This window comes from Streptomyces sp. NPDC003697, from assembly GCF_053587115.1.
Genome location: NZ_JBSFNN010000020.1, coordinates 1 through 24600, shown reverse-complemented (window position 1 = coordinate 24600; position 24600 = coordinate 1). Strand labels below are relative to the sequence as shown.

The following is a 24600-nucleotide window of genomic DNA, read 5'->3' as shown; positions in this document are numbered from 1 at the left end:
TCGGTGGGTGAGGGGGTCGATGGGCGTGGACGCCGGCGGGTGCGGACGTCGGTGGGTGTGGCTTGCTGCCGGTCGATCGCAGGGCCAGGACCCGTGGGCCCGGTCGTTGACGGGCCCACGGGTCGACGGGGACGTGCTGCCGACCGCTTCCGGACGGGTGCTACGGGCCCGGGACCGTGTCCAGGGACTCGCCGTTGCCGAGTTTGGCGATCTGGGCTTCACTCGCCACGCCGGAGAACAGCCACACGTCGTCGATCACGCCCGGCCAGTACTCGCCGGCTGTGCCGTTCTCCTTGTTGCGGCCGAACTGGAGCTGCTTGGTCGCCTGGAACGGCCGGACGTTGGACCGCCACGACATGGCGTCCAGCACCTGTTCCAGGTGGCCGTTGACGTACAGGCGCGCCTCGTCGGCGAAGGAGTCGTACACGACCGCCAGATGGTCCCACTCGAAGTCCGACTGGAAACTCGAGTGCCGTACCACGGGCCGGGACGCTGCCGTGTCGTCCGCAGTGGGGAGTTCGAGTTCGTAGCCGCCCTGGTTCTGCGGGTCCGCGGGGTCGGGGGCGTACCGCACGGTGAAGGCGCTGTTGACGGCTCCTTCCGCCGACAGGACGGTGACCTTCTTCTGCGGGCGTGCCGCGGTGCTCACCCATGCGGTCGCGGTGAAGCTCTCCTTGGTGTTCACGGGAACCGTCGCGGCGGCGGCGTAGTCGTCCACACCGTCCAGCACCAGACCGCCGGCACCGACCCAGCCGGCGCCCGGTTTCACGCTCGCCTGGGCGCCCAGGAGCGCGGGCCGGTTGCCGGCGCTGTCGTCGGGGCTCGACGCCGGAGTGCCGGCCGTCGTGGCGTCGAACTTCCAGCGCCCCTTGACCTGCGGGTGCTGCTTGAACAGGTCGCCGGCCTCGTCCTTGGAGACCACCCGGTCGTACAGGTGTACGTCGTCGACCTGCCCCTTGAAGAACGCGCTGGGCTTGCCGCCGTACGATCCGGCACCGACCTGCACCGCACCGGTGGCGTCCCAGGGCGCGGACGTGAACGGCACCGTGGAGACGAGCCCGCCGTCCACGAACAGCCGCAGTTCCTTCAGCGTGCCGTCGTAGACGCCGAGGAGGTGGTGCCAGCTGTCGCCGGGATACACCTGGTCGGCGGCGGGTTTGCCGAGGTTCGCCATGGCCCGGGTCGGATCGACGCCCGCGGCGTCGGAGTTGTAGCGGTTGAACACCCAGCGGCGGTACGAGGCGGAGTAGTAGAGCTCGAAGCCGCTCTGCTCCTTGCCGGCCTGGGTCGCGATGATCTGCGCTCCGGTCGGCTCCGTCCTGGGCAGTCTGGCCCAGGCCGACACCGAGAAACTGCGCAGGGTGTCGAGGTGCGGCCTGGCGGTACTCGCGTAGCCGTTGGTGGGAGAGCTGAGGTCCAGCGCGCCGCCGACGTTCCCCCCGGCGCCGAACGCACCGCCTTCGCCCTTGAGGACCAGCGGATCCACCTGGCTGGCGCCCTTGGCCACCAGGGAGGTGGCCGGGTCGTCGAAGTCCCAGGCCGCCTTGGCCGGACGGCCCGTGGTCAGGGGCTGCTGCTGGGCGAGCCGGCCGACGTCCTGAGCGTTCAGCGGGCGGTCGTAGACGGCGGTCTCGTCGATCGCGCCCTGCCACGCATCGCCGTAGGCGCCGTTGTACTTGGCGCGGCCGAACTGGAGGTTGGCGGCGGCGTGCCAGGTGCTGGTGACGGAGGCCGAGCCGGCCGGAGCGCCGTCGACGTACAGGGTGTACTTGCCGGCCCGCGCGTCACGGACAGCCGCGAGGTGCGTCCAGGTGCCGACCTGCGCGGGGGTGGACGACTGGACTTGCTGGACGCTGAAGTCCGCACCCGTCGCGTCCTTGGTGGGCACGCGCAGCGCCCAGCGTCCGCTGCCCTTGAGGTAACCGAGGTAGAGGCCCGCCTGGGTGGTGCCGTCGACGCTGACCGCGGTGGCGGTGGCGGAGTCCGAGTCCAGACGCACCCAGGTGGAGACGGTGAAGTCGCCCTCGGTGTCCAGCAGATGGGGGCCTGCGGCCGCGGAACCGTCCGTGGCGGCGCCGCCGTTCAGGGTGAGGGCGGTGCCGTGGACACCCGTTTCACCGAGTGCCGCGGTCCCGTCGAGGAGGACGGGCCGGGAGCCGCCACTGCCCGTGTCCTGCGTCGAACCGGATGAGGCGTCCAGAGTCCACGCGGCGCGTTCGGGCTGGCCGGTCGCCACACGGAACTGGTAGCTCGCGATCGTGCTGTCGTTGTTGTTGGCGTCCCAGGCCTGCACGTAGAGGTTGTTCAGTCCCGGACGAGTCGGCATCACGTCGATGGTGACGGGCCCGCCCGGGGTCGCGGGTTTGCGTTCGTTGGCCGCGGTCGGGTCCGCGTTCAGGCCGAACCAGTACTTGGTCACGTCCGAGGCGGTCGAGTCGATGGTGAAGCGGCCGTATCTGCCGACCCCGTCCAGCCACGGGTCGAGAGGGTCGTCGGTGCGGGATGCGGGGTACTCCGAGGAGGCCACGGACGGCGCCGCCGGATGCTTGGAGTCGTAGGTCAGGTAACAACCGGTCTGGGTGTCACCGGCATAGCTCCAGGGCCCCCACAGCTTGCCGTCCGAGGCACGTACGCTCCACGCCGCCGTGACGTTCTGCGGGATGTTCGACGGGAGGGTGATCGTGTACGCCTGTCCGGAGGCCTTGGGACCGATGCGGCCCGAGTTCCAGTGTTCCTTCCAGCCGTCGCCCGCGTTCCACTCGACCTTGAACTCCGCGTACACCTGGTCCTTGTCGGGGTCCGACAGGACGGCCGTCGCCTTGGGGATGACGTTGACCGCCTTGGGCGCCAGCGTGCAGGTGCCGCCGGGGCTCATGGTCAGCTGCGACTGCTTGGGCTGGCTCGGCGGGTTGTTGAACTCGACTCGCAGGAAGCCGTTGCCCGAGAACCGCTTCCACTGGTTCTCGGCGCTCTCGTTCGGTGCCTTCAGGCCAAAGGTGAGCGAGGTCTGCTTGTTGGCGGCGGCCCACACCACCGCGTCCTTGGCGTTGAACTCGATGTCGCCGTCCGGGCAGGAGGCCGTCGCGCCCTTGGCCGCGAGCACGGTCGGCATCTGGTCGATCCAGTAGCCCGTGGCCTTCTGGTCGTTCCAGGTGGTCGTGGAGGTGAGCGGCTTGGTCCGCCAGAACTCCACCGGTTGCTTCACGCAGTTGTAGGCGAACGTCTCGCGGACGACGAACTCGGCGCTGGTGATGCTCTTCCCCGCGAAGTTCGTCACGGGCAGCTTGTAGAAGAGGCGTTTGGCGTCATTGGTCGCGCACTTGAGGCCAGTGAAGTTCGGCGGGCAGAAGCCCAGACCCGCGTCGTCGGCACCGTCGAACTTGTAAGTCGGAATCGGGGTAGGCCCGGGAGACCATCGCGTAGGAGGACGCACGCGGCGAGGACCACGACGGGTCGATGAAGACGGGGTAGTGAGTGTCCTCACCGGAGAGCAACTCCGCATCCGGGGTGAGGCGAAGGGAGTCGCCGGTCACGGAGACGCGCACATCGGCCCGTGCCGAACCCTCGCCGGGGCCGTCGTACAGCTCGGCGGACGGCGCGCTGCGCGGACCGGAGTCCCCGGCCGGCCTCGCGGACGCGGCGGTGCTCGTGGACCGGGCCGACTTGGCGGCGGGCGTCGTCGGCCCGTTCGCTTCGGTCGTGCTCGTTGCCCGGACGTCACCGGGCTCACGGGAGTCCCACATCACGGGCTGCGCCGCCTCGAAGGCCACGCCCCCCGCCTGGGTGTCAACCGCCTCGATCCCCCCGGAGTCCGTGGAGCGGACGGTGAGCCCTGCGCCCGTCATGGGCAGTTTCAGTTCCGCGAGCGCCGGGTTGGCCGCGGCCTCGGCGCTCTTGACGACCAGGACCTGGGAGAAGCCGTCGGGTTCGGCGGTCAACCGCAGGTCCACGTCCGGGAAGACGTCCGGATAGGTCACCGACGGTCCGGCGAGCACCGGCGACGGCAGCACGCCGGGCCAGGACAGCGACAGCTCTCGGCCCGCCTTGTTCATCCTGACCAACGGCTCCCGGCTGCCGCCCGCCGAGAAGACCACGTCGAGGGCGGAGGCGACGGGCGCGATCCCCGCACCGTCCAGACGCCGCAGGCTGGTGTCGATGTCGACCCACTTGCCCGCCCGGCGGGTGCGCACCGGTTCCATGTGCGTGATCTCGGTGAGCGTGCCGCTCGGGTTGGCGAAAACCTCCCGGTTCGCGCCGCGTTCGGAGACGACTTCGACCTGCTTTCCGTCCCGCCGGGCCTGCTCCTGTGTCTGGCGGACGCCGGGGGGCAGCGTGTCCGGTGCGGGATCGTCGGCGACGGGGGACTGCGTCGTCGCCGGATCCGAGGTCTGCGCGAACGCGGCGGGTAGGGACGACCCCGGTAGCTGCCCCGTGAGTAAAGCCCCGACCAGTAGGGAGATCGCACCGACGGCGGTTCTCCCCCGATATCTTTCAGCCACGCCAGGCCTCTCATGAAATTTTCACAATGTGAAGATCAGTATCTGGTCGGCCGTTCAAACGTGTCAATGAGCTTTATCCGGACCGCTGCATTCCGCAGTCCGATACGCCGTATGTGGCTGTAGATGTGACGCCCATGGTGTGTTGGCCGGGTCGGTCAGCACTCCGGCCACCGCGTAGGCACCCCAGGTCCCGCTCGGCCCCTGACCCGTGCGCCGGGAGCCGGAACGGCAGGTCGGTCCCGGTGCCCGGCTGTTCCACGGGTTCACGCCCCCGCGGCGGTCCCGGCGGCCGTATTCCCCGCGAACGCCTTAAATGAGCGAGTACAACCCAGGCTTAATCGGTGATTATGGGTGGCGCGAAGTAGCGCGCTGATCGCCGGGTTTTTCCGTCATATCGGGTCGCCTGCAGGATGGCGAAGCCTGCGGGCGATGCGACTTAAGGCTCAAGAAGAAGCCCAGTTTCCGATGGCTGTGGGAACAAAGAATGTTGTTCGTCCGCTGGTGGTACGGCACCTGCGCGGCTCTCACCTGTGTCGATGATGCAAGCTACTTCTGATGCGGATTCGTTGGCCCGTCAATGGTCCGGATCTTGGCTTCCCTCATCCGCCGGTGAGGGCGAGACTCCGGGCCAAGCCACAACCGGTGGGGAAGGACGGCGCTCAATGAGATGCGCCTCCGGCGCGTGCCGGTACCACGTGGCACAGGTCGTAGAGACCGTCCAGGGACGTCTGTGCCAGTCCAGTGCGGGCATGGAAATGCAGGTCCGAGCCTCTTGGTCCGGGCGGGCCTGCCCAGTTGGTGATGGCTGTGTGATACACGGGTGATACGGCGAGGCCCCACCGAGGTCCGTGCCATCCGCCGGCGTCGCCCCCCGCCCGGCATCCGAGGGGGTGTCAGCGCACGGTCTCACCCTCGGTGTCGATGACGGTGCGTGCCGGCACCTCGAACAGTTCCCAGTCCTGCTCGGCCGGGCGGCGCAGGCGCTGGTCACCGAGATCCGTGTTGAGGGTGACGTACCGGGCCCCCAGCTTGTCCAGCAGGAGCAGGTCGGCGTGCAGCTGCTCGAGGCTGCCCTGGCCCAGACGCCGGTGCTGTTCGGGCACGGGACGCTCGGTGAGCGCCAGGGGGATGGAGGGGCAGAAGTCCGGCGTCGGCCGCCCGGCCGCCGAGGCGTCCCCGGCCAGTGTCCGCAGGGCAGGTTTCCCGCACCCCCGCGCCATAGGGGCGTCCGTCACGCCGGGATCTCGTTCTGGCTCTACTCCGGAGTGGACCCGGGTGCAGTCGTGGGGAGTCAGCGCGCAAGTCGGGCCCGGTCGAGAGCGGGCTGCACGAAGGGCGCCTGACGGGTGAAAACCCAGGTCAGGCGCCTTTCCTCGTGCCTCTAGAAGAAGCCGAGCTTCTTCGGCGAGTATGACACCAGCAGATTCTTCGTCTGCTGGTAGTGCTCCAGCATCATCCGGTGCGTCTCGCGGCCGATGCCGGACTGCTTGTAGCCGCCGAAGGCCGCGTGGGCCGGGTAGGCGTGGTAGCAGTTCGTCCAGACGCGGCCCGCCTGGATGGCGCGGCCCGCTCGGTAGGCGGTGTTGACGTCCCGGGTCCATACGCCCGCGCCCAGGCCGTACAGCGTGTCGTTGGCGACCTTGACGGCGTCGTCGAAGTCGTCGAAGGACGTCACCGAGACCACCGGGCCGAAGATCTCCTCCTGGAAGATCCGCATGCGGTTGTCGCCCTCGAAGATGGTCGGCTGGACGTAGTAGCCGCCCTTCAGCTCCCCGTCGTACTCGATGCGTTCGCCGCCGGTGAGGACCCGCGCGCCCTCCTGCCGGCCGATGTCGAGGTAGGACAGGATCTTCTCCAGCTGGTCGTTGGAGGCCTGGGCGCCGATCATCGTGTCGGTGTCGAGCGGGTGCCCCGGCTTGATCAACTCGGTGCGCGCGACCGCCGCCTCGAGGAATTCGGTGTAGTGGCCGCGCTGGACGAGCGCCCGGGACGGGCAGGTGCAGACCTCGCCCTGGTTCAGGGCGAACATGGTGAAGCCTTCGAGCGCCTTGTCGCGGAAGTCGTCGTCCAGCGCCGAGACGTCGTCGAAGAAGATGTTCGGCGACTTGCCGCCCAGCTCCAGGGTGACCGGCTTGATGTTCTCCGAGGCGTACTGCATGATCAGCCGCCCGGTCGTCGTCTCGCCCGTGAAGGCCACCTTCGCCACCCGGGGGCTGGAGGCCAGCGGCTTGCCCGCCTCGACCCCGAAGCCGTTGACGATGTTCACCACACCGGGCGGCAGCAGGTCCGCGATCAGGCTCATCCAGTAGTGGATGGACGCCGGGGTCTGCTCGGCCGGCTTGATGACCACCGCGTTGCCCGCGGCGAGTGCCGGCGCCAGCTTCCACGTCGCCATCAGGAGCGGGAAGTTCCAGGGGATGATCTGCGCGACCACGCCGAGGGGCTCGTGGAAGTGGTAGGCCACCGTGTCGTCGTCGATCTCCCCGAGCGAGCCCTCCTGCGCCCGGATGGCGCCCGCGAAGTAGCGGAAGTGGTCGATGGCGAGCGGGATGTCGGCGGCCAGCGTCTCGCGCACCGGCTTGCCGTTCTCCCAGCTCTCGGCGACGGCCAGCGGTTCGAGGTGCGCCTCCATACGGTCGGCGATCTTCAGCAGGATGTCGGCGCGCTCCGTCACCGACGTCCGGCCCCAGCCCGGGGCTGCCGCGTGCGCCGCGTCCAGCGCCCGCTCCACGTCCTCCGCGGTGCCGCGCGCGACCTCCGTGAAGGGCAGGCCGTTCACCGGTGAGGGGTTCTCGAAGTACTGCCCACGAGCCGGTGGCACGTACTCGCCGCCGATGAAGTGGTCGTAGCGCGCCTGGTAGGAGACGATCGCGCCCTCGGTGCCGGGTGCCGCGTAACGGGTCATCCTGGTCTGCCTCCTTCAGAAGCGCTGCCCGCCTTCGGGCAGCTCTCGGCGCGAGGCTAGGGACGACGACGTTGCAACGACGTTGCGCCAGGGGGGCTTCGAGCGGTGCGGGGTGCGGCGGTGGGCACGGGGCACGATGCGGGGGTGCGGCGGTGGGCACGGGACGGGGCGCGGTGCGGCGGTCGGCCCAGGATGCGGCGGGTGCGGCGGTCGGGACGGGGGCGGGTGCGGCGGTCGGGACGGGGGCGGGGGAGGGGTCGGTGGGGCATCGGGAGCGCGGGGTGCGCGGGCCGCCGTGCGGCGTACGGCGCGGTCGGGTGCGGTCAGCGCGGTGACCGGCCCGGGCGCGTGCCCCTGACCCCCGGTTCCGCCCTCGGCGCGGCCAGCCGGGCGGGGAGCGGCACCGCCGGCCGGACCGACGTGAGCCCCAGTTCCGCCTCCAGTGCGGCGAGGCGGGCCCGCACCGGTGGCGTCGGGCGGACCGACGCGAGCGCACGCCAGACGTCGAGGTCCTCCTCTCCCCACGGCGCGTGCGCCCAGTCGGCCAGCAGGTCGGGATCGCGGCGGGCGATCAGCGCCGTCCGCAGGCCGTCGGCGAGGAGCTCCCTGAGCCGTGCGACCGCCGGTGCCTGCGAGGCGGGCAGCAACGGGCCCGCGTACGCCGCCGCGGCTGCCGCGACCGCGCCCGCCTCGAGCCGCCGCTCCACCACGGCCACGTCCGACCGCACCGGCACGGTGAGCCGGTACGGGCGCGATGCGAGCGTGCCGGGGCCGAGCACCCGGCGCAGCCGGGCCAGCTCGGCCCGCAGCGTCACCGGCGTCACCGACTCGTCCTCGTACAGCGCGCACAGCAGCTCGTCGCCGCTCAGGCCCTCCGGGTGGCGGGCCAGCAGGACCAAGATCTCGCTGTGCCGGCGGCTGAGCCGGAGCCTGCGGCCGTCCGCCGTGAGGTGGGCCTGGTCGCGGCCCAGGGCCGTCAGCTCGGGTCCGCCGACGGCCGGACCGCGCGGGGGGAGCAGGGCCAGGTGGGACTCCGCGGCCCGCGCCACCGCCTGGACGAAGCCGAGGCTGTGCGGGTGCGCGAGCCCGTCCCCGCCGGTGATGTCCACCGCACCGAGCACACGTCCGGTGCGGGGATCGTGCACCGGCGCCGCCGCGCACGTCCAGGGCTGCACCCGCCGGATGAAATGCTCGGCCGCGAACACCTGGACCGGACGGTCCACCGCGACCGCCGTGCCCGGCGCGTTGGTGCCGACCGCGGACTCGGCCCAGCGCGCACCCGGCACGAAGTTCATCCGCCCGGCCTTCTGCCGCGTCGCCGGGTGCCCCTCCACCCACAGCAGTCTGCCGTGCGCGTCGCAGACGGCGAGCAGGTGCTCCCCGTCGGCGGCGAACGTGCCGAGGAGTTCACGGAACAGCGGCATCACCGGCGCCAGCGGGTGCTCAGCCCGGTAGGCGCCGAGGTCGCCGTCCATCAGTTCCACGCTGGCGGTGCCGTCGGGACCGACCCCGGCGCGCGCGGAACGCCGCCACGAGTCGGCCACCACCGGGCGCACCGGTCGCGGCACCGTGCCCACCGCGGTGAACGTCTCGTGGGCGCGGCGCAGCAGGCGTACACGTTCGGCAGGGTCGGCCCCCGGTTCCAGGGCCACCCACGGATCGGTCAACTCGGCCTCCCGGACGGTGATGCGGCTGGGGACATCGTCACTCCGGGTGTGCGCGCCGACAACCTCTTCGACGGTGGTCACCCGCGGATGCGCGGTCCGGGCCCCGGCCCGTGGCCGTCAGGCGAAGTTGACGAGCCTGATGTAGCGGACCCAGTCCCAGTTCGGTCCGGGATCGGTGTGGTCCGTGCCCGGCACCTCGTGGTGGCCGATGATGTGGGCGCGGTCCTTGGGGATGCGGTACTTGTCGCAGACGGCCGCTGTCACTCGGGCCGACTGCTCGTACAGGGCGTCGGTGAAGTAGGCGGGCCGGTCCACCCAGCCCTCGTGCTCGATGCCGATGCTGCGGGTGTTGTAGGTCCAGTTGCCCGCGTGCCAGGCGACGTTCGCCTCGCGGACGCACTGCGCGACGTGCCCGTCGGCCGACCGGACGACGTAGTGGGCGGACACCGCCTTCAGCGGGTCCCGGAAGATGGCCAGGGTGTCGGCATAGGTCTCCTGCGTGACGTGGATGACGATCCGGTCGATGGCGTAGGTGGCGGGACGGCTGGACACCGTGTAGTTGGAGCTGCCGGCCGGCTGCCACTCGGCGGGCGGGTAGTCGTCGGACCGCGTCAGCGCACCTGCCCCGGCGGCGGGGAGTAACGCGTAGGGCACCGCGGCCAGGGCCGCGCCCTTCAGGAACCGCCGTCTCCCGGCGGAGTACTGGGTCCGGTCCATGGGCGTGGCCTTTCTTGGAGGTGGTCGTCGTCGGCTCACCGCAGCGCCCGGTGCGGCGAGCGGCAGCCGTACCGCGCGGTCCGCGTGCGCTCTGCGTGCGGTCCGCGGTGAGTGTCGCGCACGGGCGGCGGCTCCCAGTGGAGCCTGGCCACGCGCACGCGGCATGTCGCACGTGTTGGCCGACGCGGCCGCCCGGAGGGATCCCTGACAGGCCGTGCGTCAGGAGGACACACCTGCCGCCGTCCCGGCCCGGCCGGACCCGGGACGGCGGCTGCGCCCCGCGTGCATCACGGTACGGCGCCCGGGCACCGGGCAGGAGAGTGCGGCAGGGTTCGGTGGACGGCCGTGCGGTTGTGGACAACCCCGCCACCCGGGCGGGTGAAGAGCGGGCCCTGTCAGGCCCGTTCGGCCACAGCCGCCGGATCGTCCAGCACCGCGCGCACCACCGAGTGCGCGGCCCCCAGGAGAGGGCCCTCGGGGCCCAGCCGGGAGACGGCGACCGGGCAGGCCGGGCCCGCGGTGCGCCGGGCCAGTTCGGCCTCCAGCGACGGCAGGAGCCAGGGCGCGAGCCGGGACAGCGCACCGCCCAGTACGACGGTCTCGGGGTCGAGCAGGTTGACGGCCCCGGTCAGCGCGACGCCGAACGCCGTGCCCGCGTCGCGCAGGGCACGCCGTACGGCCTGGTCGCCCGCGGCGGCGCGTGCGGCAAGGAGTCCGACCCGCTCCCCGCCCGCCTCCAGGCCGGCCGCCCGGAGCACGGCCTCCTCACCCGCGTACTGCTCCAGGCACCCGCGCCCGCCGCACGGGCACGCGGGCCCGTCCGGCTCGACCGGGACATGTCCCAGCTCGCCCGCGAAGCCGCGCGTTCCGCGCAGCAGCCGCCCGTCCACCACGACCGCCGCACCGATGCCGATCTCCGCCGACACGTGCAGGAAGTCGCGCGGCGTGCCCTCGCCGAGCCAGAGTTCGGCGAGCCCGCCGAAGTTGGCCTCGTTGTCCACGGTCAGTGGGAACTCGGCGGGCAGCAGGGCCCCGAGGTCGACGTCGTGCCAGCCGAGGTTGGGCGCGCTGACCACGGTCCGGCCGTCCCGTGCGATCAGGCCGGGGACGGCGAGGGCGAGTCCCGCCGCCCACAGGCCCTGCTGCTCGGCGTCGGCGACCACCTCGCGGATGAGTGCGGTGAGCTGCCGGGTCACCGGTCCGGGAGCGCGGTCCCGGTTCGTACCGCGGCGCACGGCCCGCGCCCGCACCCGCCCGCGCAGGTCGACCACGCAGGCCGTCAGGTGGTCCACGCCGACCTCGGCGCCGATCCCGGCCGGGCCGCGCCCGCTGACGGCGAGTGCCGAACCCGGCCGGCCCACCCGGCCGGGGCGCTCGGGTCCCAGTTCCTCCAGCAGGCCTGAGCGGATGAGCTCGTCGACGAGGGTGGACACCGCCGCGCGGGTCAGGCCGATGCGCGAGGCGACCGCGGCCCGGGACAGCGGCCCCTCGGCGCTGACGGTGTGCAGGACGCGGCCGAGGTTGCGGCGGCGCATGCCCTGCTGGTTGTCCGGCAGCGCGCGCCCGGGATCGGCGGCCGCGCGGGCCTGGTGCAGCGGTGCGGTCATGCCCTCCGTCCGTCCTCGGTCGGCGTGGCCGGCGGAAGTCCGTCCGGCCCTCGTCAGCGGGTGTCCGTGCCCCGCTCCAGCAGCGGGGCCGCGTCGGAGAGTACCCCGGCGATCCTCGCCAGCGCCGCCTCGTCCCGCTCCACCGCCTCCAGCACCGGACCCTCGGCGGTCTTCCAGCGGCGGGCGACCGCGGCCGGGTCCTCTTCGGTCAGCAGGCCCGCCGCCTGCGCCGCGGCGCCGAGGGCGACCAGTTCCCCGGCCGCCGGCACCCGCACCGGCCGTCCCGACAGCCGCCGCACGGTCTGCTGCCACGCCGTGCCCCGGGCGCCGCCGCCGATGAGCAGCAGGGGCGTGTCGCGGTCCGCCTCCTGGTCGAGCACGAGGTCGAGCGCGCCGAGCAGGGAGTGCACGGCGCCGTCGTACGCGGCCTGCAGCAGCTGACCCGCGGTCGTGTCGTGGCGCAGCCCGTGCAGCAGCCCGGAGGCGTTCGGCAGGTTCGGGGTGCGTTCCCCGTCCAGGTAGGGGAGCAGGGTGACGGTGGTGCCGGGTTCGACGGCGTCCCGGTCCAGGCCCAGCAGCGCCGCCACCCGGTCGACGGCGAGGGTGCAGTTCAGTGTGCACGCCAGGGGCAGCCAGTCGCCGCGCGCGTCGGCGAAGCCGGCGACCGTGCCGGACGGGTCGGCGGGGCGGTGCGTGGACACCGCGTACACCGTGCCCGACGTGCCGAGACTCAGCACGGGCGTGCCGGGTCGCAGACCGAGGCCCAGCGCCGCCGCGGCGTTGTCCCCGGTGCCGGGTGCGACCAGCGTGCCCTTGGAGAACGGCAGGTCGTGGCTGCCGCGCACGGTTCCCGCCACCTCGCCGGGGCGCACCACGCGGGGCAGCAGCGAGGCGTCCAGCCCCACCAGGCCGAGGATGTCCTCGTCGTAGGCCTCCGTCGCCGAGGCCCACCAGCCCGTTCCCGAGGCGTCCCCGCGGTCGGTGGTGCCGAGGCCCGTCAGCCGCTCGGTGAGGTAGTCGTGCGGAAGCCGTACGGCCGCCGTGGCGCGCGCCGCCTCCGGCTCGTTCTCCGCCAGCCATGCCCACTTCGTGACCGTGAAGGACGCGCCGGGCACACTTCCGGTGCGCTCCGCCCACGCCTTCGGGCCGCCCAGTTCCTCGACGAGCCGGCGGGCCTGCGCAGCCGAACGCACGTCGTTCCACAGCAGGGCGGGCCGTACGGGCTCGCCGCCGGCGTCCAGGGTGACGAGTCCGTGCTGCTGGCCGCCGATCGACACGGCGGCGGCCTGGTGCGCCGCGTCCCCGCACTGGTGCAGCGCCTCGCACAGGGCCTCCCACCACTGCCGCGGGTCGCTCTCGCGGCCGGCCCCCGAGGTGACGCTGTGCGGTGCCTGGCCGCTCGCCACGACCCGTCCGGTGGCCGCGTCGACGACGAGCGCCTTGGTGGACTGGGTGGACGAGTCCACACCGACGACGAACGGACCCTCGGCTCCTGACATCAGGCTCTCCCTCTTACGCGGCTGGCGGGGTACCGACCTGGTGTTTCACCGCGTCCGGCGCGTGGTGTGCGGGCGCGGACCCGGTCGGGGGCATCGTGTCCCTTCCCAGGGAAGCGTCCGCATACTAATTTGTAAACCGCCATGACGAAATAGTCGCACCCGAGCAAGGAGCCGCGGCATGAGCTACCAGCCCACCCCCGAGGACAAGTTCACCTTCGGCCTGTGGACCGTCGGCTGGCAGGGACGGGACCCGTTCGGCGACGCCACGCGCCGCGCCCTCGACCCGGTCGAGACGGTGCAGCGCCTGGCCGGACTCGGAGCCCACGGCGTCACCTTCCACGACGACGACCTGATCCCCTTCGGGTCCTCCGACACCGAGCGTGAGTCGCACGTCAAGCGCTTCCGTCAGGCGCTGGACGCCACCGGCATGACCGTGCCGATGGCCACCACCAACCTCTTCACGCACCCCGTGTTCAAGGACGGCGCGTTCACCGCCAACGACCGCGACGTGCGCCGCTACGCCCTGCGCAAGACGATCCGCAACATCGACCTTGCGGCCGAACTGGGCGCGAAGACGTACGTGGCCTGGGGCGGCCGCGAGGGGGCCGAGTCGGGCGCCGCCAAGGACGTGCGCGCCGCTCTCGACCGGATGAAGGAGGCCTTCGACCTCCTCGGCGAGTACGTCGTCTCCCAGGGCTACGACCTGCGCTTCGCCATCGAGCCCAAGCCCAACGAGCCGCGCGGCGACATCCTCCTGCCCACCGTCGGCCACGCGCTGGCGTTCATCGAGCGCCTGGAGCGCCCCGAGCTGTACGGGGTCAACCCGGAGGTCGGCCACGAGCAGATGGCCGGGCTGAACTTCCCGCACGGCATCGCCCAGGCCCTGTGGGCGGGCAAGCTCTTCCACATCGACCTCAACGGCCAGTCCGGCATCAAGTACGACCAGGACCTGCGCTTCGGCGCCGGCGACCTGCGGGCCGCCTTCTGGCTGGTGGACCTGCTGGAGAGCGCCGGTTACGAGGGGCCTCGCCACTTCGACTTCAAGCCGCCGCGGACCGAGGACCTGGACGGCGTGTGGGCGTCGGCGGCCGGCTGCATGCGCAACTACCTCATCCTCAAGGAGCGCGCGGCCGCCTTCCGCGCCGACCCGGAGGTCCAGGAGGCCCTGCGCGCCGCCCGGCTGGACCAGCTCGCCGAGCCCACCGCGGCGGACGGCCTGCAGGCACTGCTGGCGGACCGCACCGCCTTCGAGGACTTCGACGTCGACGCCGCCGCCGCACGCGGGATGGCCTTCGAGCGGCTCGACCAGCTCGCGATGGACCACCTGCTGGCGGCGCGCGGCTGACCCGGCCCCGCGGACCGGAGCGCGTGCCGGCCTCGTCCGGCACGCGCGCGTCGGTGTCCCGCCCCGCCCGGCGCGCGTGTCGGAGACACCTCCGTCCCGTAGGGGCGGGTCTCAGGGACGGATCAGGGTCGCCACCAGGAACCGCCGGAAGCGCGGGGCCGTTCTCACGACAGAGAGCGGCAGCGGCCGCTGAGGAGGCGACAGATGTCGAAGAACGCGAAGATCGCCGCGGGAGGCGTGGCGGCCGGGCTCATCCTGCTGATCTGGCTGCCCTGGTGGGCCGCCCTGCTGATAGTCCTGGGCGTCCCGGCCGCCGCCTACCTCGCGCTGGACCCCTCGCAGCGGCGCAGACTGCGCCGCGTCACCCGCAAGGAGCTGGGCCGCTGAGGGACTACCGCCCAGCGCCACCGGTCAGAGAACAGGAGTCGACCACGTCGCCGTCCGCGGGCCTGCCGACGGTCCGGTCCGCGGGCGGGCGCACGCCGCGCTCCACCCAGGCCACGAGCGTGTCGAAAGCCGACCGGTAGCACGGCAGGATCGGCCGCAACCGGTCCGGATACGTGTCGTACAGCCCGTCGACGTGTGTGCCGCCCTCGACCGTGTAGAAGCGGTGGAAGCGGCCCCGTCCCCGGGCGTCGATCATGCGTGCGTACACGTCCGAGTCCGCAGCCTTCGGCAGCAGCGTGTCCAGGTCACCGTGGAGCGTGATCAGGGGCTTGCCGATCCGGCCGGTCAGCGCCACGCGGGCCACGGCGCGGTGCACCGACGCCGGCCGGGCGGCGTAGTCGTACCCCGAGTCCGAGGAGCAGGGGGCGAGGATCTGCTCCACCGTCGTCCCCGCCGAGGCACCGGGGCAGTCCGGGTCGTACCCCGGGTCGAACTCGGCGCGGTAGGTCTTCTGGGTGACGCCCCAGTACGCGTGCCCGTGGTACGGCCACAGGAATTCGGAGCCGGGCGCGAAACCCACGGCGTACATGTCCTCGTCGGTCGCCGAGCCGAGCGTCCGCGCGACCGCCGTGGGCAGCGAGGTCAGCAGGTTCGGCCCGTCGGCGGTCCACAGGGCGCCCTCCCAGTCCACGCCGCCGTCGTACAGCTCCGGATGGTGCTCCAGCTGCCAGCGCGTGAGGTAGCCGCCGTTGGAGATCCCCGTCATGTACGTCCGGCGCGGGGCGTGGCCGTAATGCCGGGCGACCACGCGCTGGGCCGCCCGCGTCAGCTGGGTCGTCCTCGCGTTCCACTCGGCGATGGCGTCACCGGGCCGGTTGCCGTCGCGGTAGAAGTCGGTCCCGCTGTTGCCCTTGTCGGTGGCGGCGTAGGCGTACCCGCGCGCCAGCACCTGGTCCGAGATCGCCTTGTCGGTGGCGTACTGCTTGCGCGTGCCCGGGGCGCCGGTGACCACCAGGCCGCCGTTCCAGCGGTCCGGGAGCCGGATGACGAACTGGGCGTCGTGACGCCAGCCGTGTGTGTTGTTGAAGTGCGAGGAGTCGGGGAAGTAACCGTCGATCTGAGCCCCCGGCACCCCCGACGGCGTCCGGGTCGCCTGGGCGGTGAGCCCCGCCTGGTCGGCGGTGTCCGTGTACGGGGTGCCGGCGAGCCCCGTGGTGGTCAGATCAGCCAGGCAGGCGCTCTGCTGGAAGGCCGCGCCCGGCACCTCGGGGATCGCCCGCCGTGGGCAGGCGGCGGCACCGTCCGGCGCGGCACCGGCGGACGACGGCCAGAGGGCGGCAGCGGCCGTCACGAGGGCGGCGGCCAGCAAGGGAACACTGCGGGACAGGCGCATGGAGCCTCCGGAGCGCGATGGGGCGGCAGGGAGAACACGGGCCGGTGGAGCCCGGAACCGCCCCATCGTGCGGGTCGGCGCCCCGGGCAACCATGGGCCGGCACCACACCGAGGAACCACGCCAGATGGTGACCCGAGACATACGTGGAGGAACAACCCCCTCTCCCCGTCCCGCAGTACGCGGCCCGACGCACCGGAGCTCGGCGGAGCCGCCCGTGCCGGGTTCCGTCGGCGGCCTGCGACGGGACGCCGCCGGCGGGCGAACGCACACGGCGGCACCCACCGCTCAGCTGGGACGCACCGCCAGCTTGTCGAGCGCCTCCAGCAGGCCGGGCAGCTCCGGGCCCCGGCCGACCGGCAGCACCTCACCGGGTTCCTCGTCCAGGAGCACGAAGGCGATGTCGTCGGTGCGGGCCACCAGCGACCAGCCGGGGCCGTCGGCCCGCAGGGTCCGCGCGTCGCCCGGGGCGAAGGACGAGCGGACGCGCCCCAGCGGCGGAGGCGAGTCCACGTACGCGCGGGCCTCCGCCAGGACACGCCGTACACGGCTGCGCCCCTGGGGGGCCTCCCCGCCGGACTCCTCCGCCGGGCCGGCGCCCCCCGGCGTCGCCTCCCCGGGAGACGCGAAGGCCGTGTCGTCGATCTGCTCGCGCCACATCGCCCACTGCAGCGCGATCTCGTCGGCGCCCAGCCGCCGCTGGGCCGGACCCCAGGTGCTCGTGTCCGGCGGCGACAGCGGAGGGCCCTCCACGACGTCCGGGCCGGGATCGTGCGGCGCGGGCACACCGGGAGCCGCGACGGCGACCGCCAGGGGCCAGCCCGGCAGGGCCGCGACGACCGACCGCTCGTCGGGCGAGAGGTCGTACTCCATGCCGCAGTCCCAGGAGGCGATCGCCACGGCGACCAGGGAGACGTCGTCGACGACGACCGTCCATCGCGCACCGGCACCGTCCTGACCGAGCACCAGGCCGTACCCGTCGGCGCGCGGTGCCAGACCCAGCGCGGCACAGGCCTCCGGGTAGTCGTCGCCGAGCACACTCGGGAACTGCGCAGGAGTCAGCAGTACCGCCGTGAGCACATAGAGCGCATCGTCCGCGGCGGCGACGGCTTCCTCGTCCGTCCCGGCCATCCCAGCCTCCCCATCGGTTCGTCCAACGGCGCGCACCCTAGTGCGCGGGGAGCGCGGTTGTCACGACCACCGCACCACGCGGACCTGCAGTTTTCCGCCTGGACGGGGGCGAAACGACCTCGGTCCGGCGCGGCTCAGGCCGACGGGAGCCCGAGCAGCTCACGCGCCACCGCCCGCGGCGACCGGCCCCGCTCGCGCGCCAGCGTGACCACCGCGCGGCGCGCCAGTTCGTTCACCCCGAAGGACAGGGCCTCCGGCGACACCCAGGACGCGGCCTCGTCGATCCGTTCTTGGTCATCCTCCGCGCAGGCCGACACGTAGGCGGCAGCGGCCTCGAACAGGTTGTGCGAGCGGGTGTCCCGGCTCCCGCCGGCCCCCGGACGGGACGTGACGACTCTGACGACGGACTCACGGATCCTGCCGAACATGCGAACCACCTCTCACCCTGCCTACCGTCCGGTACCGATCGCTCATCTGCTGCTACTCACCGTAGAGTTGGAGTCCCGGCGGCAGAAGGGGGCAGCGCGGATGAAGAGGTACGAGCGGCTGCGGACGATCCGCCGGCTGGATCCGGTGGCGGACGCCTCACAGATCTACCGGCTCTCCGCGGCGTACGAGTTCCCTTGGGACTTCACCCGTGCCCTGGAGTTCGCCCTGTACCGGACCTACGCCGTGCCGAGCATCGGCCGGCTGCTCGCCGAGACGGCGGAACTCACCGACCGTCCGCAGAAGCGCTACGACGACACCGCGCTGCTGCTCGACGCCGTCGTCGAGCACGGCTTCGACAGCGACCACGGCCGCACCGCGATCCGCCGCATCAACCAGATGCACCGCGCCTACGACATCGGCAACGACGACATGCGCTACGTGCTCTGCACGTTCGTGGTGATGCCCAAGCGGTGGATCGACGCCTACGGTTGGCGAAGACTGTCCCGGCACGAGGTCGTGGCATCGGCCGTCCACTACCGCACACTCGGGCGGCACATGGGCATCAAGGACATCCCTGGGACCTACGAGGAGTTCGAGGCCTGCCTGGACGCCTACGAGAGGGCGCACTTCGGCTGGGACGAGCAGGCCCGGCGGGTCTCCGACGCCACGCTCGACCTCATGACCTCGTGGTACCCGCGCCCTCTGGCGCCCGTTCTGCGTACCGCGGTCCTCGCCCTGCTCGACGAACCGCTGCTCAGAGCCTTCCGCTACGAGTCCCCTCCCACCCGGACCAGGACGCTGGTGCGCCGCGCGGTGAGAGCCAGGGGGCGCGTGGTGCGCCTGTTGCCGCCGCGGCGTGATCCGCACTTCGCGCGCCAGAACTGGGAGATCAAGAGCTACCCGGACGGCTACCGGCCGGCCGACCTCGGCACCCGGCCCGTTCCCGGCGTCCGGGGCTGCCCCGTGCGGCGCCCCGCAGGATCGGCGGGCGAGAGCCCCGAGTGACCCGGAGGCGCGCAGCGGGCCGAGTACCGCCCCGTGGCCCCTCGGGCGGAGCCGGGGATCCGCCCGGCTCCGGTCAGGCCTCGCGTACGGCCAGCGCCAGGAAGCGGGTGTCCTCGTCGACGTAGGAGGTCATGCGCCAGCCCGACCTCGACAGCAGTGGGCGCAGGTTGGGCTCCGCACGCACGTCGTCGGGCGTGACGCGGCGGCCCTGGCGTGCGGCGAGCGCGGCCCGGCCGATCGGGTGGAAGAGCGCCAGTGTGCCGCCCGGACGCACCACGCGGGCCAACTCGCGCAGGTTCTCCACGGGGTGCGGCAGATGCGAGACGAGCCCCGCGGCGAACACCGCGTCCAGCGACCGGGACGGCAGCGGCAGCGCACCGACGTCGGCGAGCAGCAGCCACCCGTCACGATCCCGTCCGGCCCGCACGGCTGCCCCCAGCATGGCCGGGGTCAGGTCGGCTGCCATGACGACTCCCGCCGGGCCGACGGCGGCGCGTAGCGGCGGCAGGGCGCGCCCCGTTCCGCAGCCGGCGTCCAGAACACGGTCGCCCTCCCGCAGCCCCATCTGCGCGACCGCCGCCGCGAAGGCGGGGCCGTCGTCCGGGAACCGCCGGTCCCAGTCGGCGGCGCGGGTGGTGAAGAACTCCCTGACGTGTTCGCGTTCCTCGCTCATGTTCCGCATGATCCCGCACCGGCGCGGAGCGGGCCCACGCCCGCACCGCGCGCGCATCCCCCGCCCCGCCCCGTCCGATCCGTCGCCGGCCGGTTCGGAAGGACCGGGCGGGTGCACCGTCAGCCGGCCACGGCCTTCTGCGCCAGCACCTTGTCGACCGGGACCCGGACGAGCAGTTCGCCCGGCACGCCGTTGCGCGCGCCGAACTCCTCGGCGCGCTCCTCGCCCACGTAGCGGGCGGCGATGCGTGTGGCCCAGTGCCGGAGGTCGCCGGGGTCCTCCGAGAGCCGGGCCCGGCCCCGCAGCACCACGAAGTCGAACGGCGGCCGGTCGTCGTCCACGCACAGTGCGACCCGGCCGTCACGGGCCAGGTTGCGCCCCTTCACGGTGTCCTTACCGGTGTTGAACACCACCTCGTCCCCGTCGAGCACGAACCAGATCGGTGCCACGTGCGGACTACCGTCGGCCCGGACGGTGGACAGCTTTCCGGTGCGGGTGCCGTGTGTGACGAACGCCCGCCATTCCTCGTCGGTCATCTTCTGTGCCATGTCCTCATCCTCCTTGCCGCGACACCGGTCGTGGGGAAGGCTGGCGGCAGATCCTCCGGCCAGGGGGGAAGACCGTCACACGGGGAGACCGCATCATGGCGCAGAACCAGAAACTCGGCTGGCTGCTCGACGACCTGACCGAACGGGTGGAAGACGTACGGCACGCACTGGTGCTGTCCAACGACGGACTGGTGACGGGGGCGAGCACGGGACTGCGTCGTGAGGACGCGGAGCACCTCGCGGCGGTCTCGTCCGGGCTGCACAGCCTGGCCCGGGGATCGGGCCGCCACTTCGGTGCGGGCAGGGTGCGCCAGACGATGGTCGAGTTCGACGACGCGGTGCTGTTCGTCACGGCGGCCGGCGCCGGGAGCTGCCTGTGCGTCCTCAGCGGCGCCGAGGCGGACATAGGCCAGATCGGCTACGAGATGACGCTGCTCGTCAACCGGGTCGGGGAGCACTTGGACGTGGACGCCCGCCGACCCGGGGAGAGTCCGGCCACAGGCCTCTGAACTGCGCATTCGCCCCCTTCGGCCGAGTTGTCCACAGGCTCCTCGCGCTGTGTGCCGCCCGGGCTACGGTGTGTGTTCCGGGCGGACGCACACGGCGCGAGCCCCACACACTCCACGGGGGAGACGACCATGTCCGGCGACATCATCACCCAGCAGACCACGTTCGCGGCGGAACAGTCCGCTCCTGCGGCTCCGCGGGGGACACCCTTCACCCTGAGTCGCGCGGCACGGGAGCTGGGTCTCGAACGCAGCGCTGTCGATCTGGCCGTTCTCCTCGGCCTGATCGCCACCGTGCAAGACGGGGGAGGCAGCCGCCGTGTCGATCCCGCCGAGGTGGAACGGCTGCGAGCGGAGCCGGCTTTTCCCGAGTCCCTGCTCGAACAGGTCGAGACGGTCGGCACCAAGGAGGGCGCGGCTCTCCTGAAGGTGACGACGGCGCGGTTCACGCGTCTGGCCCGGCTGGGCGCGGTCGTGCCCGTCGCGTTCCGTCTGAACCGGTACCGGGCCGTGGTGTGGCGGTACCTTGCCGAGGACCTGCGGCGGTTCGCGGCCGACGCCCAGCACGCTCCCCTCCTGGGCGAGCCCCTGCCCGAAGGGCTCCGTGGCCAGCTGGACGCGGGACTGGACCTGCGGCCACGCAACTGGCGCGGGCGGCACATGGCTCTCCTGCTCCGGCAGGCCGACGACCCGTGGGAGCGGGCGGCCGTGGTGGCCTCGCTGCTCGGGCAGGCTCAGGTCGCCGAGCTCGTCCAGGACCCCTGGGAACGCGCTCACCTGGATCGCTTCCGGCCCCTGCCGCGCCCGCAGGGCGCACCGCGGTCACCCGCCGCCCGGCTTGCCGGCCACCTCATGACGGCGCATGATCCCGACGAGATCGAACGGCTTCGGACGGATCTGGAACAGGCGCTGGTGAAGGCGCGCGCCCACCGTCCCGCACCGCGCCCGGCACCGCGGGCCGCTCGTCGCCGCGAGGGAACCGGACCACGCGCCCTGCGCCGCGCCGGGGGCGCCGAGCGGGCACGCGGTCCCCGAAAGGCGCCCGGTGCGGGCGGGACGCTCGGCCGCGGCGCGGACCCGGGGCGCGTCCGAACGGTCCCAACCCTTCGAACGGTCCGAATGGCTTGAGCGGCCTGATCGGTCGGAACGGTCGCGCAGGGGCCCCGGCAGGTTCTAGTGCCGCGGCAGGCGACGATTGCCCGTCGAGGAGCGGCGTCCGATGCGTGCTCCAGGTGTGCCGGCCGGACGCCCTCTTACGGGATGTACTTGGCCTTTCGGCCGGTGCGGCGAGAGGGCGTGCCGGGCGTCGCGACGGGGCGAACGTTGCCTGTCGCGGCAATTAGTTCCGCTGCTTCCGCCCCGGCGCCGGACTGGGGCCGTCGCACCTGCGGCGGCGCGGCCCGCGGTCACAGCGCGCGGAACAGCCCTTCCTGCACGACCGAGACCAGCAGACGTCCCTCCATGTCGTAGATGCGCCCGCGGGCCAGGCCCCGGCCGCCCGTGGCCACGGGAGACTCCTGGTCGTACAGGAACCACTCGTCCGCGCGGAACGGCCGGTGGAACCACATGGCGTGGGCGGAGATGGAAGCCGCGAGTGCTCGGCGACCTGCATGTTTCTGGTGTAGAGAGCGCTTGGACGCATGCCCAGCACACCATGCGCACCATCGTGCTATGGGTGGTAGCCAGTCCATCTGACAAGTTGCTGAGGCGATGCCTGCCACCGCCGAGGACGCACGGGCTTCTCGTCCGCGGGCTGTTCATGACCGCGCAAGCCTGCCAACATCTCTTTGTTCCGGTTGCGGAGATTGGGGGTCTCGCGTGGTGTCGGTGCAGAGCAACGATCAGCGGCTGCTGGAGCGCATCTTGGAGGACCAGCATCGTAAGCTCGCGCCGGACAAGAGCCGGGACGACTTCTTCACGTTCTTCGCCGCTGACAAGGCTCTGCAGGACTGGGACCTGGACAACGACGAGATCACGGACGGCATCGTCGACACGCTCGCACTCGGCAGCTGCAGCGGCCGTCCACCGGCCTCCGACCGCGACGCCTACAAGCAGCGCAATACCGTGGCGCGGCCTGGCCACCCGCGACGGCTGCGAGGATGGCGGTGCCGTCTCGACGCGCCGACGGGGGCGTTCGCCGCCGAGTGACAGGAGGGTGACCGCCGCGGCGGCCAGGTGCCGATGAGAAGCTACGGTACGGCCCTGCACTGCTGGCATCAGGCGATCAAGAGCTTTCCGGACGAGCCGCCTCTTGAGGGATCCAGCATCCGCTTCGACCGGAGGATGCCCGATGATGGGCGGGCCATGACCAAGCTCCGTACAGTGACGCGCCCGGCGCCGCTGCCCGTCCTGCGGGCGGCGGTGTTCGCGCTCATCGGGACGGTGCTCGGGGTGAGCGTGCACCACCTGGTTGCCGAAGGGCCGATGCCTTGGCGGCAGTCGGTGCTGGCGGCCGCGGTGCTCTTCGGGGCCGGCCTTGTGGGTGCGCGACGACCCCGCCCGCTCGTCGCTGTGGTGACGGCCTGCGGCGCCGCACAGGCAGCCCTGCACCTGTGGCTCATGGCTGAGCATCCGGGCGCTTCGTCGTCCATGGCCATGTCCGGGCACACGCATCACGCCGTGGACACCCACACAGCCTGGCACGACCAAGTGCACGATTCGCTGGCGATGACCGCGGTGCACGCAATAGCGGCCGTACTGGTCGCCGTGCTCCTGCACCGGGCGGACACCGCCTGCTGGTCTCTGGCACGCGGTGTGACGACCGCCGTCGACGGGGCGTGCGCACGTATCGCCACGGCGGGGAGGCTGTTCACGGAGCGAACAGCACCGGCGGAGACCACGCCGTCGGCGCTCGTCCACCCCTGGTTGGAATGCCCGCCCGTGAAGGGGACGGTGCTCGCAGACGTGGTGGTACGGCGGGGCCCTCCCCGGGCGGGCCTCACTCACGCCACCTGATCTTGCCGGGACAGCCCTCGCGCCGTCCCGCGCCACCACCCTGCCTGGAGACACCCATGTCCCACACCAAGATCAAGCACAGTGCGCTCTGCCGTCTGACCCTTGTCACCGCGGCGACCGCGACCGCGCTCCTTGTCACCGCTGGTCCGGCCTCCGCTCACGTCGAAGTGGAGTCCGACAAGGCCCAGGCCCTCGCCGAGAACGTCGAGATCTCCTTCGAGGCCGAGTCGGAGTCCGACACCGCCGGCATCACCAAGCTGCGCGTGGTGCTGCCGGAGGGCATCGCGCCCGCCGACGTGTCCTACGGGGAAGGCCCCAAGGGCTGGAAGTTCACCTCCGCCGACGACGGCTACACCGTCGAAGGACCGGCGGTGAAGAAGGGCGTCAACGCCGAGTACTCCATCGTTGTCAAGCAGCTGCCGGACGCGAAGGAGCTGCCGTTCAAGACCCTGCAGACCTACGAGGACGGTCGCATCGACCGCTGGATCGAGCTGGACGAGAACAGCGACAACCCGGCGCCGTTTCTGAAACTGAAGGCCGCCGCACCCGGCGCGAAGCCGATCAGCCCGTCGCCGAGTAAGACGGAGACGGCGCCCCCACCGTCGCCCACCCCCGGGGCGGCTGAGTCCCCGGCCTCCTCGTCCGCACGGGCTGAGAAGAAGGACGACGACAGCGGGTTGTCGGCCGGTGCCTGGGCAGGCATCGGTCTCGCGGTGGTCGTCGTGACGGGCGGCGCTGTATATCTCGTACGCCGCCGGACCGCCGCGTCCGAGTAGTTCTTGGTCTGACGGCCCGGCCGACCCTCAGCAGAGAGGCCGGGCCGTCCCGTTGGCCGGTGCCGGTCGGCTCACCCACCCATGTGTGCCGTGCCGAACAGCAGCACCGCTGGTGCCAGGGCGAGCGCCGCCGGCAACGCGAACGAAGCGACGGCCGGGGCCGAGACGAGAGCGTCGGCGAGCGGGCTCGGTGACGCGGCCGATGCCGCGATCAGACGGCGGATGCGCTCGGCAGGGTCGGGCCCCGTCATCGCCGCCGCCGATCCACCGACCACCCCGGACGGCGCCGCCTCGCACATCCCCAGCAGCGCCGAGGCCGCGGTGCGCCGACCGTGCCGCCTGATCGTCGGTCTCGGCGCAGACCGTGTGCTCATTGACGAAGTACGGCGACGACGTCCCCGAGGCGCCGATCTGCTCGCCGTCCGGCAGCTAGTGCCGCGACAGGCAACGTTCGCCCCGTCGCGGCGCCCGGCACGCCCTCTCGCCGCACCGGCCGGAAGCCCGAGTACATCCAGTACGAGGGCGTCCGGCCGGCACGCCGAGAGCACGCACCGGACGCC

The 24600-nt window shown here is 72.3% G+C and carries 23 protein-coding genes; 8 read left to right on the top strand and 15 right to left on the bottom strand.

Features of this window, described 5'->3' with window-relative positions; genetic code table 11:
- Positions 1 to 160 precede the first annotated feature (160 nt).
- From ACWDNY_RS11135 to xylB, 8 genes are all read right to left on the bottom strand, one after another.
- On the bottom strand, positions 161 to 3277 hold the full coding sequence (locus ACWDNY_RS11135) for a LamG-like jellyroll fold domain-containing protein (RefSeq protein WP_451645462.1): 3117 nt from the start codon (positions 3275 to 3277) through the stop codon (positions 161 to 163).
- Positions 3278 to 3305: 28 nt separating this feature from the next.
- Positions 3306 to 4499 (bottom strand): hypothetical protein, encoded by a 1194-nt coding sequence (locus ACWDNY_RS11130; RefSeq protein WP_451645461.1) that lies wholly within the window; start codon positions 4497 to 4499, stop codon positions 3306 to 3308.
- Positions 4500 to 5392: 893 nt separating this feature from the next.
- Positions 5393 to 5734 (bottom strand): hypothetical protein, encoded by a 342-nt coding sequence (locus ACWDNY_RS11125; protein WP_451645460.1) that lies wholly within the window; start codon positions 5732 to 5734, stop codon positions 5393 to 5395.
- Between the two features lie 146 nt (positions 5735 to 5880).
- Positions 5881 to 7404, bottom strand: coding sequence for an aldehyde dehydrogenase (gene adh, locus ACWDNY_RS11120; RefSeq protein WP_451645459.1), 1524 nt, complete (start codon positions 7402 to 7404; stop codon positions 5881 to 5883).
- Positions 7405 to 7727: 323 nt separating this feature from the next.
- Positions 7728 to 9071, bottom strand: a complete 1344-nt coding sequence (locus tag ACWDNY_RS11115; RefSeq protein ID WP_451645521.1) for a GAF domain-containing protein — start codon at positions 9069 to 9071, stop codon at positions 7728 to 7730.
- A 117-nt stretch (positions 9072 to 9188) separates the two neighbouring features.
- A complete protein-coding gene (locus ACWDNY_RS11110; protein ID WP_451645458.1) occupies positions 9189 to 9788 on the bottom strand; it encodes an N-acetylmuramoyl-L-alanine amidase in 600 nt (199 codons plus the stop codon).
- A 395-nt stretch (positions 9789 to 10183) separates the two neighbouring features.
- A complete protein-coding gene (locus ACWDNY_RS11105) occupies positions 10184 to 11395 on the bottom strand; it encodes an ROK family protein (RefSeq protein WP_451645457.1) in 1212 nt (403 codons plus the stop codon).
- A gap of 53 nt (positions 11396 to 11448) precedes the next feature.
- Positions 11449 to 12894, bottom strand: coding sequence for a xylulokinase (xylB, locus tag ACWDNY_RS11100; protein ID WP_451645456.1), 1446 nt, complete (start codon positions 12892 to 12894; stop codon positions 11449 to 11451).
- A 178-nt stretch (positions 12895 to 13072) separates the two neighbouring features.
- Here xylB and xylA point away from each other — a divergent pair, with 178 nt between their 5' ends.
- Together xylA and ACWDNY_RS11090 are read left to right on the top strand one after the other, a co-directional pair.
- Entirely contained in the window at positions 13073 to 14239 is a 1167-nt protein-coding gene (xylA, locus tag ACWDNY_RS11095; RefSeq protein ID WP_451645455.1) for a xylose isomerase, read from the top strand.
- A 204-nt stretch (positions 14240 to 14443) separates the two neighbouring features.
- Complete coding sequence (locus ACWDNY_RS11090; RefSeq protein ID WP_073943599.1) at positions 14444 to 14626, top strand: hypothetical protein; 183 nt, start codon at positions 14444 to 14446, stop codon at positions 14624 to 14626.
- A gap of 4 nt (positions 14627 to 14630) precedes the next feature.
- On the opposite strand, the gene ACWDNY_RS11085 is transcribed toward ACWDNY_RS11090, so the two are convergent.
- The 3 genes from ACWDNY_RS11085 to ACWDNY_RS11075 all read right to left on the bottom strand — a co-directional run bounded on the left by ACWDNY_RS11085 (position 14631) and on the right by ACWDNY_RS11075 (position 17576).
- Positions 14631 to 16019, bottom strand: coding sequence for a tannase/feruloyl esterase family alpha/beta hydrolase (locus ACWDNY_RS11085; protein ID WP_451645454.1), 1389 nt, complete (start codon positions 16017 to 16019; stop codon positions 14631 to 14633).
- 286 nt (positions 16020 to 16305) lie between these two features.
- Positions 16306 to 17148 carry a hypothetical protein gene (locus ACWDNY_RS11080; protein WP_451645453.1) on the bottom strand — a complete coding sequence of 281 codons (843 nt, stop codon included), beginning with the start codon at positions 17146 to 17148 and terminating at the stop codon, positions 16306 to 16308.
- Positions 17149 to 17282: 134 nt separating this feature from the next.
- Positions 17283 to 17576 carry a hypothetical protein gene (locus ACWDNY_RS11075; protein WP_451645452.1) on the bottom strand — a complete coding sequence of 98 codons (294 nt, stop codon included), beginning with the start codon at positions 17574 to 17576 and terminating at the stop codon, positions 17283 to 17285.
- A gap of 100 nt (positions 17577 to 17676) precedes the next feature.
- Between ACWDNY_RS11075 and ACWDNY_RS11070 the strand changes: the two genes are divergently transcribed.
- Complete coding sequence (locus ACWDNY_RS11070; protein WP_451645451.1) at positions 17677 to 18582, top strand: oxygenase MpaB family protein; 906 nt, start codon at positions 17677 to 17679, stop codon at positions 18580 to 18582.
- A 73-nt stretch (positions 18583 to 18655) separates the two neighbouring features.
- Here ACWDNY_RS11070 and ACWDNY_RS11065 read toward each other — a convergent pair whose 3' ends face one another.
- Together ACWDNY_RS11065 and ACWDNY_RS11060 are read right to left on the bottom strand one after the other, a co-directional pair.
- Positions 18656 to 19264 carry a class I SAM-dependent methyltransferase gene (locus tag ACWDNY_RS11065; RefSeq protein ID WP_451645450.1) on the bottom strand — a complete coding sequence of 203 codons (609 nt, stop codon included), beginning with the start codon at positions 19262 to 19264 and terminating at the stop codon, positions 18656 to 18658.
- A 110-nt stretch (positions 19265 to 19374) separates the two neighbouring features.
- The gene (locus ACWDNY_RS11060) at positions 19375 to 19803 is read right to left on the bottom strand and encodes a PPOX class F420-dependent oxidoreductase (RefSeq protein ID WP_451645449.1); all 429 of its coding nucleotides are present in this window, start codon (positions 19801 to 19803) and stop codon (positions 19375 to 19377) included.
- A 95-nt stretch (positions 19804 to 19898) separates the two neighbouring features.
- Here ACWDNY_RS11060 and ACWDNY_RS11055 point away from each other — a divergent pair, with 95 nt between their 5' ends.
- Positions 19899 to 20312 (top strand): roadblock/LC7 domain-containing protein, encoded by a 414-nt coding sequence (locus tag ACWDNY_RS11055; RefSeq protein WP_451645448.1) that lies wholly within the window; start codon positions 19899 to 19901, stop codon positions 20310 to 20312.
- 129 nt (positions 20313 to 20441) lie between these two features.
- Positions 20442 to 21437, top strand: a complete 996-nt coding sequence (locus tag ACWDNY_RS11050) for a DUF6397 family protein (protein WP_451645447.1) — start codon at positions 20442 to 20444, stop codon at positions 21435 to 21437.
- Positions 21438 to 21715: 278 nt separating this feature from the next.
- Here the strand turns inward: ACWDNY_RS11050 and ACWDNY_RS11045 are convergent, their stop codons facing one another.
- A complete protein-coding gene (locus ACWDNY_RS11045) occupies positions 21716 to 22000 on the bottom strand; it encodes an acyl-CoA thioesterase (protein ID WP_451645446.1) in 285 nt (94 codons plus the stop codon).
- A 136-nt stretch (positions 22001 to 22136) separates the two neighbouring features.
- On the opposite strand from ACWDNY_RS11045, the gene ACWDNY_RS11040 reads away from it, so the two are divergent.
- From ACWDNY_RS11040 to ACWDNY_RS11030, 3 genes are all read left to right on the top strand, one after another.
- Positions 22137 to 22457, top strand: a complete 321-nt coding sequence (locus tag ACWDNY_RS11040; RefSeq protein WP_451645445.1) for a hypothetical protein — start codon at positions 22137 to 22139, stop codon at positions 22455 to 22457.
- Between the two features lie 156 nt (positions 22458 to 22613).
- Complete coding sequence (locus ACWDNY_RS11035; protein WP_451645444.1) at positions 22614 to 23264, top strand: hypothetical protein; 651 nt, start codon at positions 22614 to 22616, stop codon at positions 23262 to 23264.
- Positions 23265 to 23320: 56 nt separating this feature from the next.
- Complete coding sequence (locus ACWDNY_RS11030; protein WP_451645443.1) at positions 23321 to 24040, top strand: DUF1775 domain-containing protein; 720 nt, start codon at positions 23321 to 23323, stop codon at positions 24038 to 24040.
- 71 nt (positions 24041 to 24111) lie between these two features.
- On the opposite strand, the gene ACWDNY_RS11025 is transcribed toward ACWDNY_RS11030, so the two are convergent.
- Positions 24112 to 24414: a hypothetical protein gene (locus tag ACWDNY_RS11025; RefSeq protein ID WP_451645442.1), complete on the bottom strand. Its 303-nt coding sequence runs from the start codon at positions 24412 to 24414 to the stop codon at positions 24112 to 24114.
- Positions 24415 to 24600: the final 186 nt, after the last annotated feature.